General features: G+C 64.8%; 12 protein-coding genes and 1 pseudogene. 7 read left to right on the forward strand and 6 right to left on the reverse strand.

Going from position 1 to position 13,311, the window contains the following annotated elements; all coding sequences use genetic code 11:
• Window positions 1-350: 350 nt before the first annotated feature.
• From prmB to phaC, 5 genes are all read left to right on the forward strand, one after another.
• The gene (prmB, locus tag NH448_RS22055) at window positions 351-1,322 is read left to right on the forward strand and encodes a 50S ribosomal protein L3 N(5)-glutamine methyltransferase (protein ID WP_231498478.1); all 972 of its coding nucleotides are present in this window, start codon (window positions 351-353) and stop codon (window positions 1,320-1,322) included.
• A 10-nt stretch (window positions 1,323-1,332) separates the two neighbouring features.
• Window positions 1,333-2,418 carry a chorismate synthase gene (aroC, locus tag NH448_RS22060; RefSeq protein WP_045991795.1) on the forward strand — a complete coding sequence of 362 codons (1,086 nt, stop codon included), beginning with the start codon at window positions 1,333-1,335 and terminating at the stop codon, window positions 2,416-2,418.
• 131 nt (window positions 2,419-2,549) lie between these two features.
• Window positions 2,550-2,930, forward strand: a complete 381-nt coding sequence (locus tag NH448_RS22065) for a hypothetical protein (RefSeq protein ID WP_045991794.1) — start codon at window positions 2,550-2,552, stop codon at window positions 2,928-2,930.
• Between the two features lie 285 nt (window positions 2,931-3,215).
• A complete protein-coding gene (locus tag NH448_RS22070) occupies window positions 3,216-3,758 on the forward strand; it encodes a phasin family protein (RefSeq protein ID WP_045991793.1) in 543 nt (180 codons plus the stop codon).
• A gap of 236 nt (window positions 3,759-3,994) precedes the next feature.
• Window positions 3,995-5,833 (forward strand): class I poly(R)-hydroxyalkanoic acid synthase, encoded by a 1,839-nt coding sequence (gene phaC / locus NH448_RS22075; RefSeq protein ID WP_045991792.1) that lies wholly within the window; start codon window positions 3,995-3,997, stop codon window positions 5,831-5,833.
• Between the two features lie 227 nt (window positions 5,834-6,060).
• Here the strand turns inward: phaC and lnt are convergent, their stop codons facing one another.
• The 5 genes from lnt to miaB form a co-directional block, all read right to left on the reverse strand.
• A complete protein-coding gene (gene lnt, locus NH448_RS22080) occupies window positions 6,061-7,551 on the reverse strand; it encodes an apolipoprotein N-acyltransferase (protein ID WP_045991791.1) in 1,491 nt (496 codons plus the stop codon).
• A gap of 60 nt (window positions 7,552-7,611) precedes the next feature.
• A complete protein-coding gene (locus NH448_RS22085) occupies window positions 7,612-8,478 on the reverse strand; it encodes a transporter associated domain-containing protein (protein ID WP_045991790.1) in 867 nt (288 codons plus the stop codon).
• On the reverse strand, window positions 8,475-8,981 hold the full coding sequence (gene ybeY, locus NH448_RS22090) for an rRNA maturation RNase YbeY (protein ID WP_108449786.1): 507 nt from the start codon (window positions 8,979-8,981) through the stop codon (window positions 8,475-8,477). The genes NH448_RS22085 and ybeY overlap by 4 nt, the downstream gene beginning before the upstream one ends.
• On the reverse strand, window positions 8,978-10,069 hold the full coding sequence (locus tag NH448_RS22095) for a PhoH family protein (RefSeq protein WP_045991788.1): 1,092 nt from the start codon (window positions 10,067-10,069) through the stop codon (window positions 8,978-8,980). The genes ybeY and NH448_RS22095 overlap by 4 nt, the downstream gene beginning before the upstream one ends.
• A 141-nt stretch (window positions 10,070-10,210) precedes the next feature.
• Window positions 10,211-11,554, reverse strand: coding sequence for a tRNA (N6-isopentenyl adenosine(37)-C2)-methylthiotransferase MiaB (gene miaB, locus NH448_RS22100; RefSeq protein WP_045991787.1), 1,344 nt, complete (start codon window positions 11,552-11,554; stop codon window positions 10,211-10,213).
• 468 nt (window positions 11,555-12,022) lie between these two features.
• Here miaB and NH448_RS22105 point away from each other — a divergent pair, with 468 nt between their 5' ends.
• Together NH448_RS22105 and NH448_RS22110 are read left to right on the forward strand one after the other, a co-directional pair.
• Window positions 12,023-12,649, forward strand: a complete 627-nt coding sequence (locus NH448_RS22105) for a TIGR04211 family SH3 domain-containing protein (protein WP_045991786.1) — start codon at window positions 12,023-12,025, stop codon at window positions 12,647-12,649.
• A gap of 20 nt (window positions 12,650-12,669) precedes the next feature.
• On the forward strand, window positions 12,670-13,209 hold the full coding sequence (locus NH448_RS22110; protein WP_253029478.1) for a thiopurine S-methyltransferase: 540 nt from the start codon (window positions 12,670-12,672) through the stop codon (window positions 13,207-13,209).
• Here NH448_RS22110 and NH448_RS22115 read toward each other — a convergent pair.
• Window positions 13,186-13,311 (reverse strand): annotated as a pseudogene (locus NH448_RS22115) (flavodoxin domain-containing protein); the annotation flags it as partial. The gene NH448_RS22110 and the pseudogene NH448_RS22115 sit on opposite strands and share 24 nt — an antisense overlap.

Consider the following 13,311-nt stretch of genomic DNA (forward strand, 5'->3'; position numbering starts at 1 on the left):
TGGCGGATACGACGGACACCTGCCTGCTCCAGGGCCTGGCGAAACGCGCTGATCTCGTCGTCGGGCGGTGGCTGGCGCTGGCTCATGGGGTCCTCGGGTCCGGTAAAAGGGAGGCCCAGTATACCGTGGTGGCCGTGGCAGTGAACCGCCGGCACGGATACAATGCCTTGCGAGTCAGATAGCCATCTATATCGCTATCTCGATCTCTATCTATATCGCTATCCAGGATCTTGCATCTGCCTTCGCCCCTGGAACGGAAGGGACCTTCGCGTGAAGGTCGTCGAAGGCGGTGATTGTCCATGCGATCCTGGCGCACGCCTCTTCTTGAACCCGATCGACAGGATGCCCTCTTGGCCGACTCTTCCTCCTCTCCGTCCACTTCCAGGTCTTCGACGCTGGCGCTCCCCGACGCTGAATTGGCCGACGGCCTGTTCACCCTGCGCGACTGTCTGCGCTGGGCAACCAGCGAGTTTCACCTGGCGGGGCTGACCTACAGCCACGGCACAGACAGCGCCTGGGACGAGGCGGTGGCACTGGTGCTTGGCGCCTTGCATCTGCCCTGGAACGTGGACCCCGGCGTGCTGGACGCGCGGCTGCTGCCGATGGAACGCGAGCGCATCGTCGGTCTGGTGCGCGCCAGGATCAGCGACAGGCGGCCCTTGCCCTACCTGCTCGGCGAGGCCTTCTTCGCCGGGCTTGTGTTCAGTGTGGACGAGCGGGTGTTGATTCCGCGCTCGCCGATTGCCGAGTTGATCGAGTCGGGCTTTCAGGCCTGGTTCCCCGAGGAGCCGCCTCGGCGCATCCTCGACCTGTGCACCGGCTCGGGCTGTATCGGCATCGCCTGCGCCGAGTATCTGCCTACCGTCGAGGTGGACCTGTCCGATATCAGCCAGGACGCCCTGGCGGTGGCCCGTGAGAACATCAATCGCCACGACGTAGGCCGGCGCGTGCGCGCGGTGCACAGCGACGTCTTCGATGGCCTGGAAGGTCAGCGCTACGACTTGATCGTGTCCAACCCGCCCTACGTCGATATCCGCGACCTGACCACCATGCCGGAGGAGTTCCGTCATGAGCCGGCTCTGGCGCTGGGGGCGGGCAGCGATGGCCTGGATATCGTCAGACGTATCCTGCGCGAGGCAAGAGCGCACCTCAGCGACCACGGCGTGCTGATCGTCGAGGTCGGCAACTCCGATCATCATCTGGAAGCGGCCTTCCCCGAGGTTCCCTTCCTGTGGCTCGAATTCGAGCGCGGCGGTCAGGGCGTGTTTGCCCTCACCGCCGAAGAACTCGACGCCCATGCGGCGTCCTTTGCACAACAATAGAGGAGCGCCCATGTCCGGCAATACCTTCGGCAAGCTGTTTACCGTCACCACCTTTGGCGAGAGTCACGGGCTTGCGCTCGGCGCCATCGTCGATGGCTGCCCGCCTGGCATCGAGCTCAGCGAGGCCGATCTGCAGGCCGACCTGGATCGTCGCCGTCCAGGCACGTCGCGCCATACCACCCAGCGTCGTGAGCCTGATCAGGTGAAGATCCTGTCGGGCGTGTTCGAGGGGCGCACCACCGGTACCTCGATTGGCCTGTTGATCGAGAACACCGACCAGCGCTCCAAGGACTATTCGAAGATCAAGGACCATTTCCGGCCGGCCCACGCCGACTACACCTATCACCACAAGTACGGCGAGCGCGACTATCGCGGTGGCGGACGTTCCAGTGCCCGCGAGACCGCCATGCGGGTGGCCGCCGGGGCCATCGCCAAGAAGTACCTGGCGAGCCAGGGCATCGTGGTGCGTGGCTACATGAGTCAGCTGGGCGAGCTGGCCATCGAGTTTCGTGACTGGGAAGCGGTCAACGACAACCCCTTCTTCTGTCCCGACCCCGAACGGGTGCCGGAACTCGAGGCCTACATGGACCAGCTTCGCCGTGACCAGGACTCGGTGGGGGCGAAGATCACCGTCACCGCCGAAGGGCTGCCGCCCGGGCTTGGCGAGCCGGTGTTCGACCGCCTCGATGCCGAACTGGCCCACGGCCTGATGAGCATCAACGCGGTCAAGGGCGTCGAGATCGGTGACGGCTTTGCCAGCGTGGCCCAGCGTGGCAGCCAGCACCGTGACGAGATGACCCCGGAGGGTTTTCTGTCGAATCATGCCGGTGGCGTACTGGGAGGCATCTCCAGCGGCCAGACGCTGATCGCTCACCTGGCGCTCAAGCCGACCTCCAGCATCACCATTCCTGGGCGCTCCATCGACGTGTACGGCAACCCGGTGGAGGTGGTGACCAAGGGACGCCACGATCCCTGCGTGGGGATTCGTGCCACGCCCATCGCCGAAGCGATGATGGCGCTGACCCTGATGGACCACCTGCTGCGTCATCGCGCACAGAACAGTGATGTGCGAGTCAGCACACCACGGCTACGCTGAATCGCAGAGCATGACAGGACTGCTACACTCAAGTAACTGTGGCAGGGAAGGTGCAGGATGCAGGCATCTTTGCGCCCGATAGCGCGGGCTACCGGCGCCACACACCGCCATACAAGGATCACGAGGCCAGCATGAAGATCAACGTCGAATTCGATCTGACCCCGGAAGAGTTACGCCAGGCATTGGGGCTTCCCAATATCGAGGCCTTCCAGCAGGACCTGCTCGATCGCATTCATCGGCAGATGGAGTCCGGTGTCGAAGGCTACGATCCGATGAGCCTGATGCAGCCGTTCCTGCAACAGCCGGCGCTGCAGCAGGGACTGTCCCAGGGGCTTGCCAGTTTCGGCAACTATCAGAAGATGATGATGGATATGCTGACCCAGGCCGCCCAGAGCGCCAAGGGTTCTTCTGCCAAGGATGACAAGGCCGAGGAGGCGTCAAGCTCCACGGCGCCGCGGTCCAGTGGGGCGGCCAAGGCCAGCTCGCGCAGCGCCAAGGGCGGCAAGAGCTAGCCAGGTGCTCGTCAAGTGCCCGCCAGGGGCCCGCAGGAAAGCGGCCACGGGTATGACGGGGAGGGCAGATTCGCCGATGGCGAGGGTGCGGGGCGTCTTGATGCACAATCGCGCAGGAGGCGACGCCTGTCATGGCGTTGTCACCGAGGGTGTGCCAGACTGAGTTTGTTGCGCTGCAACAACGCTGTCCTCAGCATGCTTCCTGGACGGAGGCGCCATGGCGGACAGTGGCAGCGGATTGCCGAGTGGACAGACACCATCGACACGATTCCAGGAGGTTCGGTCATGCAAGACAAGATGTTCGACAACTTCAACGAGCAGACTCGTCAGTTCTTCGAGCCGATGCGCAAACTCAACTCCCTGATGCTGGACAACATGCAGAAGATGTCCCAGTACCAGATGGAGTCGATGAAGCGCTACAGCCAGATGGGTACCGAGCGCATGCGTGAAGCCACCGCGATCAACGACGCCGAGGGGCTGCGCGACTTCTCTACCCGTCAGGCCGAGATGCTCAACGAACTGTCGGCGCAGATGCTCGAAGATGCCCGCGCCATGAGCGAAATGAGCCTCGAGTTCAAGAGCGAACTGGAGTCGCTGTTTGCCGAGTCCGGCCAGCAGCTTGCCGATCAGGCGACCCAGGCCCGCGACCAGGCGACCGAGGCGGTCGAGAAGGCCACCCAGCAGGTCACCGAGGCAGCCGAAAAGGCCACCCAGCAGGCCAGCCAGGCGACTTCACAGGCTGCCTCCCAGGCCTCGTCTCAGACCAGCAGCGCCAGCAAGTCGACCGGCGGAACCGCCAAGGCGACCTCCAGCCGCAAGCGCACCTGAGCCAAGCGGGTCTGAGGCAGGCGCACCTGAGACAAGAGTACTGTTGGACGTGCCAACGAGTGAGCGGCCGCAGGCGAGTGCAGGCATTGGCGTGAAGCGCCTGCCGCACGACGGTATAGACAGCGGCGGCCGACTCGCCCCCCAACAACGATGACGAAACGAGGGTGGATAGCTGCGACGCCGCGAGGCCGACGGTGGTCCACCCTTTTTTGCAGGGCAGGCCAGAGGAGAACGCAATGGCGGCAGGTGATCAGGCGGCGGACAACCCGGAGGAATGGGGCAACCAGCTATCGGTGCTGGGTGCCGAGTACCAGGCGTTGATGGAAGATTTCCTTTCGCGCATGGTGCCCAATGACGCAGCGGATTCGGTGATGGAGGACATTCGCAACAGCTTCCAGGCCGGTGCCGAATCGCTGATGCGCAATCCCACTCTGCTATGGGAGACCCAGGCCAAGCTGATGCAGGATCAGATGGCGCTGTGGCAACAGGCCATGGCGGCGGCCAGCGGCGGTGCCTTCGAGCCCTTGGTGACGCCGTCCCGCGGCGATCGCCGCTTCAAGGACGAGGCCTGGACCAGCGATCCTGGCTACAACGCCATCATGCAGCAGTATCTGCTGTTCTCGAACACCGTCGAGACTCTGGTGGACAAGCTCGACGATCTGAGCCCCGGCGAGAAGCGCAATCTGTCCTTCTACGCGCGTCAGATGGTCAACGCCATGTCGCCGACCAACTTCGTCTCCACCAATCCCGAAGTCATGCGCAAGACCCTCGAGACCCGGGGCCAGAACCTGGTCGACGGTCTGTCGCGTCTGCGCGAGGACCTGGCCAACTCGGCCGAGGGTCTCAACGTCACCATGACCGATCGCAGCGCCTTCGAGGTCGGTGAAAACATCGCGGTGTCACAAGGCGCGGTGGTGATGGAAAACGAGCTGATCCAGCTGATCCAGTACGCGCCTACCACCGAGAAGGTGTTCAAGACGCCGCTGTTGATCGTGCCACCCTGGATCAACAAGTTTTACGTGCTCGACCTGCGCCCGGAAAACTCGCTGGTGAAGTGGCTGGTGGACCAGGGCCACACCGTGTTCCTGATCTCCTGGCGCAACCCCGGCCCGGAGCAGCGCGATCTGACCTGGGCGGACTATATGCAGCTTGGTCCAATCGCGGCGCTGGACGGCATCGAGCAGGCCACCGGCGAGAAGTCGGCCAACTTCCTGTCCTACTGCATCGGCGGCACCCTGACGGCCTCGACCATGGCCTACCTGACCAGCACCCGGCGCGGGCGCAAGGCCAAGTCGGTGACCTACATGGCGACCCTGCAGGACTTCCGTGACCCCGGCGAGATCGGCGTCTTCCTGAGCGAACCGGTACTTCAGGGCATCGAAGCCAAGCTCGAGCAGGATGGTTACCTGGATGGCCGCGTCATGGCCTACTCGTTCAACCTGCTGCGGGAGAACGACCTGTTCTGGTCGTTCTACGTCAACAACTACCTGAAGGGCGAGGATCCTGCGGCCTTCGACCTGCTGTACTGGAATACCGACGGCACCAACCTGCCAGCGGGTACCCACGGCTGGTACCTGCGTCACCTGTATCAGGAGAACCAGCTGGTCGAGCCAGGCGGTGTCGAGCTCGACGGTGTCAAGATCGACCTGCGCAAGGTGTCGACGCCGAGCTACTTCATCGCCACCAAGGAAGACCATATCGCCAAGTGGAACAGCAGCTACTACGGCGCGCTGTTGCCCAAGGGCCCGGTGACCTTCGTGCTGGGGGGCTCCGGCCATATCGCCGGTGTGGTCAATCCGCCGCACAAGAACAAGTACGGCTACTGGACCAACGACGAGCTACCCGACAACCACGAAGAGTGGCTGGCCGGGGCCAAGGCCAATGAAGGCTCCTGGTGGCCCCACTGGCAGGAGTGGATGGTCAAGGGTGGCTACGTGGACGCCGACAAGATGGTCGATGCCCGCGAGCCTGGTGGCGGTGAGCTGCCGCTGCTGGAGCCCGCGCCGGGGCGTTTCGTCAAGACCAGCATCCCTGAAGTGCTGGGCGAGGCGGAGGACGACGAGGCCGCCGAGTAACGTTCGTCAGCGTGACAGGCAGGAGGGTATCCGAGGAACGCATCTGGCCCTTGGTACCCGCCTGACGCTCGTACACTGATCCGCACTGTTGCAACATGGTGGCAACACGGTTGCAACACAACAACGCCGCGAGGGCCTGAGCCCTCGCGGCGTTGTCGTTTGTGGTGAATGTCGTTCGCGGCCAGAGCGGCGTCGACGGTCGTTGGCTTGCGTCGGCTTGCGTTGGCTTAGCCCCGCCGGCGCCACAGTGCGCCCGCCAGCAGCATCAGCCCGGCGACGAGCCAGGTGGGCCAGCTACCGGTGCGGGTGAAGGGCGTCAGCCCCTGCATCGGCTGCACCTGACCGTCCAGGCGAGCCGTCTCGAACTGGGGCAGCTGGTCGAGCAGGCGTCCCTGATCGTCGATGATGGCGGTGATGCCATTGCTGGTGGCACGCATCACGTAGCGGCCGTTTTCCAGGGCGCGCAGCCGGGCCATTTCCAGGTGCTGGTGGGGGCCGATCGAATCGCCAAACCAGCTGTCGTTGGAGACGGTGAGCAGCAGTTCCGAATCACGGGCACGCTCGGCCACCAGGTCGGCGTAGATGATCTCGTAGCAGATGGCGTTGCCGAGGGTGTGACCGGCGGCGGTCATCGGCGGCTGCGTATCCGGTCCTGGCGTCATGGCAGGCATCGGCAGGTCGAAGAAGGCGATGGCGCCCCTGAGCAGGCTTTCCAGTGGCAGGTACTCGCCGAAGGGCACCAGGTGGGCCTTGCGATAGGCGCCACTGGCGTTGCCGTAGGCGCTCACGGCGTTGAAGAAACGCCCGTCGGCGTCGCGCTGAAGGATGCCGGTCAGCAGCGCCGTCTCGGGGGCCAGCGCCGCCTGGGCGCGGGCCATGATCGGCTCGGCCTGGTCCTCGAACATCGGCAGGGCCGCCTCGGGCCAGATAACGATGTCCGGCTCCACCGGGACGGTCGCCTCCAGGTCACCGGTCATGCCCAGATAGGTATTGACCGCCTGGCGCTGGCCTTCTGGCAGCCACTTGATCTCCTGGGGCAGGTTGCCCTGCAACAGGGCCACGTTCAGCGGATCACCGGTGGGCGAGGTCCACTGGTTCGGCAGCAGCCAGGGCAGACCCCACAGGGCCACCAGCGGCAGGGCGGCCAGCGGTCGTGGCCGCGCGAGCTCCGTCAGCAGCACGCCGCTGGCCGCCACCACCAGCGACAGCAGGTAGACGCCACCCAGGGGCGCCAGCGCCGACAGCGGTGAGTCGACCTGGGTGCTGCCGAGCAGCAGCCAGGGAAAGCCGGTGAACAGCCAGGTCCTGATCCACTCCATCAGTACCCAGAAGCCGACGAAGCCGAGCCCGCCCGCCAGCGCGGTGGGGCGGGCCGGCATCAGGCGCCGGAACAGCCCCATCGGCAAGGCGACGAACAGCGCCATGCTGGCCACGAACAGGGCGGTCAGGAAGAACGCCAGCGGTGCGCTGGTGTAGCCATAGTCGTGGATCGATACGTAGACCCAGGAGGCGCCGCTTCCGAACAGTCCAAGGCCGTAACACCAGCCGCGCAACAGCGCCTGGCGTGCGCTCTGACGGTAAAGGCCGGCATAGACCAGGGCGGCGGCCAGCGGGGCCAGCCACCACCAGGAAAAGGGGGCGGCGGCGAGGGTCGTCAGCCCTCCGGCAATCAGGGCGGCAAGGTAGCCGGCCCTGCCGCCGAGCACTCGCTCGAGCATGGGGTCCATCCTTGGTGTGGGCGAGAAAGGCAAGGCGTCCCCGGACGGGGACGCACGGGTTCAGTCGTCGGTACGGCTTTCGGGTTCTACCTCGAGCAGCCGGATACGCCGATTGTCGGCGTTGAGCACGGTGAAGCGCCAGCCCCCGATCAGAGTATGTTCGCCGCGCGCCGGCAGGTGGCCGAAACGCTGCATCACCAGTCCTCCCAGGGTATCGAACTCGTCGTCGGAGAAGCGCGTGCCGAAGCGCTCGTTGAAGTCCTCGATGGGGGTCAGGGCACGCACCGCGTAGCGATCATCGCCCAGCTGGCGGATGTCCTCTTCCTCGTCGGTGTCGTGCTCGTCTTCGATGTCGCCGACGATCTCCTCGAGGATGTCCTCGATGGTGACGATCCCGGCGGTGCCGCCGTACTCGTCCACCACCACCGCCATATGGCTGTGGGTGTCACGGAACTCCTTCAACAGGCTGTTGAGGCGCTTGGACTCCGGCACGAACATGGCAGGGCGCAGGACTTCTTCAAGCTGGAAGGGGCGGTCGTCGCTGGACCCCTGCAGCAACGGCAGCAGGTCCTTCACCAGCAGGATGCCCTTGACCTCGTCGAGGTTCTCGCCGATCACCGGGTAGCGCGAGTGACCGGTCTCGAGAATGATCGGCAGGTAGTCCTCCAGCGGCTGATCGAGCTCCAGGGCGGTGACCTGGGAGCGCGGGATCAGCACCTCCCTGACCTGCTGGTCGCTGATGTTCAGGGCGCCTTCGATGATGGTCATGGCATCCTGCTCAAGCTTCAGGCGGCTGCCCGCCTGGCGCAGGAATTCGCGCAACTCTTCTCGCGAGCTGGGTTCGTCACTGTCGCTGGACAGGGCACTGAAGAGTTTGTCGAACCAGGATTTGTTGGGGGCCTGGCTACTCGATCGGTCTTCGCTCATGCGTCGGCTCTCTCGTCCTCGCTACCGGGATCCGGAGATGGGGCCGGCGGGGCGTAAGGGTCGTCAATGCCCAGGCCGGCAAGGATACTGCGCTCGAGGCCTTCCATGAGGTCGGCCTCCTCATCCTCGATATGGTCATGGCCCAGCAAATGCAAGGTGCCGTGGACAACCATATGAGCGTAGTGATCGATCAGCGACTTGTCCTGCTCGCGTGCTTCGCGCACGACCACCGGATGGCAGATCACCAGATCGCCAAGCAGCGGAAGCTCGAGGCCTGGCGGGGCCTCGAAGGGGAATGACAGGACATTGGTCGGGGCATCCTTGCCACGGTAGTCACGGTTGAGGGTCTGGCTCTCGTCGGCGTCGACCAGGCGAATCGTGAGTTCCGACTCCGCCCGTTCGGGGTAGTGGGCCAGCACGGCGTCGACCCAGCGCTCGAGGTCATCGGCCTCTGGCAGGTCGCTGGCCTCGCTGGCCACCTGACGGTCCACGCAGGCGCTCATCGGTGGGCGTCTCCGTCACCGTTCATGGACTGTAGACGCTCGGCACGCTCCAGCCGACGCTCTTCGGCACGCGCCTCGCGGCGGGCGCGCTCCTCGGCTTCCTGGTTGGCCTCGAACAGGTCGTAGGCCTCGATGATACGCTGCACCAGCGGGTGGCGAACCACGTCCTTGGCGGCGAAGTGGGTCACCCCGATACCGGCGGTGTCCTTGAGCACATCGAGCACCTGGATCAGGCCGGAGCTCTGGCCCTTGGGCAGGTCGACCTGGGTCACGTCGCCGGTGATCACCGCGGTGGAACCGAAGCCGATGCGGGTCAGGAACATCTTCATCTGCTCGCGAGTGGTGTTCTGGCTCTCGTCGAGAATGATGAAGGCATTGTTCAGGGTGCGCCCGCGCATGTAGGCCAGCGGCGCGATCTCGATCACCTGGCGCTCGATCAGCTTGGCGACTTGCTCGAAGCCGATCATCTCGTACAGGGCGTCATACAGTGGGCGCAGGTAGGGATCGATCTTCTGGGCAAGGTCACCGGGCAGGAAGCCGAGCTTCTCGCCGGCTTCCACCGCCGGGCGCACCAGCAGGATGCGTCGCACCTGCTGTTGGTTGAGCGCTTCCACCGCAGCCGCCACCGCCAGGTAGGTCTTGCCGGTGCCGGCGGGGCCGATGCCGAAGTTGATGTCGTGGTTGCGGATGCTGGTGACGTAGCCCTGCTGATTGAGGCCGCGCGGCTTGATCAGGGTGCGCGGGGTACGAATCAGCACCTCGCCCTCGCCGGCGTCTTCTTCGGCGTCCTCGTCGAGGGCCTCGATGCCGGCTTCCTGCAGGAACAGGTGCACGGTGTCCGGGGTCAGCTCGGTGGCCTCGGCCTCACGATAGAGGTGTTCCACCAGGTTCGCGGCCGCCTTGACGCGAGCGCCGGGGCCGGCCAGCTGGAACATGTTGCCGCGGTTGCGCAGGGTGACGCCGAGCCGGCTTTCGATCAGCTTCAGATGCTCGTCGCGCTGGCCACACAGGTTGGCAAGACGGCGGGGCTCGTTGGGTTCGAGGTTGAGCGTGATGATGCGGTTGGCCTGGGTCGATGGCTGGCTCAAGGCGTGAAGAATCCGTGTTTGGGTGGCTTTGAAGGTTCAGCTTACTGCCCCGGCGTGGGCCAGGGCAATGCTCCGGGTCCTGTGCATTGGCGATCGTCATGGTGAAACGGCCAAGCCGCCCGTCCCGGAGCAGGGCGAGCCTCAGTAGCGCTCGCCGGAAGCCAGTTCGCCACGCAGCGAGTTGGGCAGGGCCTCGGTGATCTCGACGTCGACGAAGTAGCCGATCAGCTCGGTGGGATTGGCCGCGCGGAAGTTGACCACCCGGTTGTTCTCGGTGCGTCCGGACAGCTGGCCCGGGTCGCGGGGCGAGAAGCCGCTGACCAGCACGCGCTGGGTAGTGCCCACCATGCGCCGACTGATCTGCATCGCCTGCTGGTTGATGCGCTCCTGCAGGATCGCCAGACGCTGCTTCTTGATCTCTTCCGGGGTCTCGTCGTCAAGCGCCGCCGCCGGGGTGCCCGGGCGAGCGGAGTAGACGAAACTGAAGGACACGTCGAAGCCGATGCGATGGATCAGGTCCATGGTCGCCTCGAAGTCCTCCTCGGTCTCGCCCGGGAAGCCGATGATGAAGTCCGAGGAGAAGCTGATGTCCGGGCGCAGGGCGCGGATGCGCTCCATCTTGTCGACGTACTCTTCGACCGTGTGACCGCGCTTCATCGCCGCCAGGATGCGGTCGGAACCGGCCTGCACCGGCAGGTGAAGGTGGCTGACCAGCTCCGGAATCTCGGCGTAGGCCTCGATCAGGCTGTCGCTGAACTCCACCGGGTGCGAGGTGGTGAAGCGGATACGGTCGATGCCGTCCACCGCCGCCACGCAGGCGATCAGTTCGGCCAGATCGATTTCGTCGCCGTCGTCGTTGAGCCCGCGGTAGGCGTTGACGTTCTGGCCCAGCAGGTTGATCTCGCGAACGCCCTGGTCGGCCAGGTGGAAGACCTCGTCCATGACCGCCTCGAACGGCCGCGAGACTTCCTCGCCACGGGTGTAGGGCACCACGCAGAAGGTGCAGTACTTGGAGCAGCCTTCCATCACCGAGACGAAGGCGCTGGCGCCGTCGGAGCTGGGCTTGGGCAGGTGATCGAACTTCTCGATCTCGGGGAAGGTGACGTCCACCACCGAGATCTGGTTGTCACGGCTGGCGTCGAGCATGCTCGGCACCCGGTGCAGGGTCTGGGGACCGAACACCATGTCGACGTGGGGGGCGCGCTTGCGAATGGCCTCGCCTTCCTGACTGGCCACGCAGCCGCCGACGCCGATCACCAGATCGGGGTTGGACTGCTTGAGCTTCTTCCAGCGACCGAGCTGGTGGAACACCTTCTCCTGGGCCTTTTCCCGAATCGAACAGGTGTTGAGCAGGATCACGTCCGCGTCCTGTTCGTTGTCGGTCAGTTCCATCTGATGGGAGTCGCCGAGCAGATCCGCCATGCGGGCAGAGTCGTACTCGTTCATCTGGCAGCCGTGGGTCTTGATGAAGAGTTTCTTCGTCATAGCAATATGTCGGGCTCCCGGCCCGATGGGCACCAGGGGTGCCTGGTCACGTGAGTGGTGGTGAATGGGCGCGAGACTGGCGGTCGAACGACCGTGGCGCATGGTGGCGCATTATACGCACCCGGCCCGGGTGGGGCCAGTTTGCCGATGTACCGGCCAGGGACCAGGGCAGGGCGCGCGGAGATCCCGGTGGATCTTGGTCCACCGGCCGGGGTATCCCGGTGAGCCAATGTGATAGTCTTGCGGGCGGATGGGAACGCGGGCTGGCTATTTTATGACCATTTTGTGCCAACCCCAGGTGTCTCGCCCGCAGGACAGCGATGTCCAGCGGTTTTCCCGACACTTGTCCACAGGAGCTGTGGAACGTTTGTCACCCTCCTTGGTCTCATCGCACGTTGCGGCTTGGCAGGAAGCCGGCGCAGCGTCACTCGAGTCGCAACCGAGCCCAGATTAGCCAGGAAAGACGGCATGAAAACGCAATTTCTCAAGACAGTGACCCTGGGCCTCGCCCTGACCGGCGCCGCCCTGCCGGCGATGGCTCAGGACGAGGGCACCTCACGGTGGGTGTCGGACGAACTCACCACCTATGTGCGCAGTGGCCCCACCGACGGCTACCGCATCGTCGGCACCTTGACCGCCGGCCAGCCGGTGACCCTGCTGGACACCTCCGGCGACTATTCCCAGGTCCGAAGCGACAGCGGAGACGTGGTCTGGGTCCCCAGCAGCGAACTGCAACAGACCCCCAGCGCCAGCGACCAGCTGCCCAAGCTCGAGGCAAGGGTGGAAGAACTCACCGAGGAGCTCGACGGCATCAACGAAAGCTGGGAAGAGCGCACTCGGACCATGACCGAGACCCTCGAGGTGCGCGAGAGCCGCATCGCCGAACTGGAAGCACGCAATCATGAGCTGGAGAGCGCCTTCAGCGATATCAGCGAGACCAACAAGGACCTCGAGGCTCGCCTGGAGACCCGCAAGGAAGACCTGCTGATGCGCTACTTCATGTACGGCGGGGGCGTCGCCGGGGCGGGCCTGATCGTCGGCCTGATCGTGCCGCACCTGCCGCGGCGTCGGCGCAAGCGCGACCGCTGGTTCTAGCACCCGGGACAGAGAATTCGATGCACGAACACTGGTTGAAACGCTGGGAAGAGGGGCGCATCGGCTTTCATCGCGATAGCGTTCATCCTGCACTGATCCGCCACTGGCCGATGCTGGGGGCGGTTCCCGGGACCAAGGTACTGGTGCCGCTGTGCGGCAAGAGCCTGGATATGCGCTGGCTGGCCGAGCATCAACATCCGGTGCTCGGCATCGAGCTGTCGGAGCGCGCGCTCGAACAGTTTGTGGAAGATGGCCGAGGGGAGGTGTCGCGCTACCAGCAGGACGGTTTCGCGATTCTGCGTCAGGGCAGTATCGAGCTATGGTGCGGTGACTTCTTCCACTTCCATATCGCCCAGGCCTCGGAGATCGGCGCCTTCTATGATCGCGCCGCCCTGATCGCCTTGCCCGAGGCCACCCGCCAGCGCTACGCCTTTCACCTGGCCCAGCTGATACCGCCTGGCGCGCGGGGGCTGCTGGTCAGTCTGAGTCGGAGCGGCGACGACGGTCCGCCGTTCCATGTGGACGGCGCTGAGGTGGCGTGTTGCGCCCTGTTCCTCTAGCAGCTGGTCCAGGCGGCGCCCGGCGCCGCAGAAGGTTTCTCCGTAGGAGCTGTCGCCCAGGGCGATCAGGCCATAGCGAAGCTGCCCAAGGCCGGGGCTCTT

This window comes from Halomonas sp. OfavH-34-E (assembly GCF_024124525.1).
Taxonomy (GTDB): Bacteria; Pseudomonadota; Gammaproteobacteria; order Pseudomonadales; family Halomonadaceae; genus Halomonas; species Halomonas litopenaei.

Coding starts and splice junctions, on each gene's coding strand:
- phaC (WP_045991792.1), top strand. CDS start 3,995: ATGGCGGCAGGTGATCAGGCGGCGGACAACCCGGAGGAATGGGGCAAC.
- NH448_RS22110 (WP_253029478.1), top strand. CDS start 12,670: ATGCACGAACACTGGTTGAAACGCTGGGAAGAGGGGCGCATCGGCTTT.
- aroC (WP_045991795.1), top strand. CDS start 1,333: ATGTCCGGCAATACCTTCGGCAAGCTGTTTACCGTCACCACCTTTGGC.
- NH448_RS22065 (WP_045991794.1), top strand. CDS start 2,550: ATGAAGATCAACGTCGAATTCGATCTGACCCCGGAAGAGTTACGCCAG.
- NH448_RS22070 (WP_045991793.1), top strand. CDS start 3,216: ATGCAAGACAAGATGTTCGACAACTTCAACGAGCAGACTCGTCAGTTC.
- lnt (WP_045991791.1), bottom strand. CDS start 7,551: ATGCTCGAGCGAGTGCTCGGCGGCAGGGCCGGCTACCTTGCCGCCCTG.
- NH448_RS22085 (WP_045991790.1), bottom strand. CDS start 8,478: ATGAGCGAAGACCGATCGAGTAGCCAGGCCCCCAACAAATCCTGGTTC.
- ybeY (WP_108449786.1), bottom strand. CDS start 8,981: ATGAGCGCCTGCGTGGACCGTCAGGTGGCCAGCGAGGCCAGCGACCTG.
- miaB (WP_045991787.1), bottom strand. CDS start 11,554: ATGACGAAGAAACTCTTCATCAAGACCCACGGCTGCCAGATGAACGAG.
- NH448_RS22105 (WP_045991786.1), top strand. CDS start 12,023: ATGAAAACGCAATTTCTCAAGACAGTGACCCTGGGCCTCGCCCTGACC.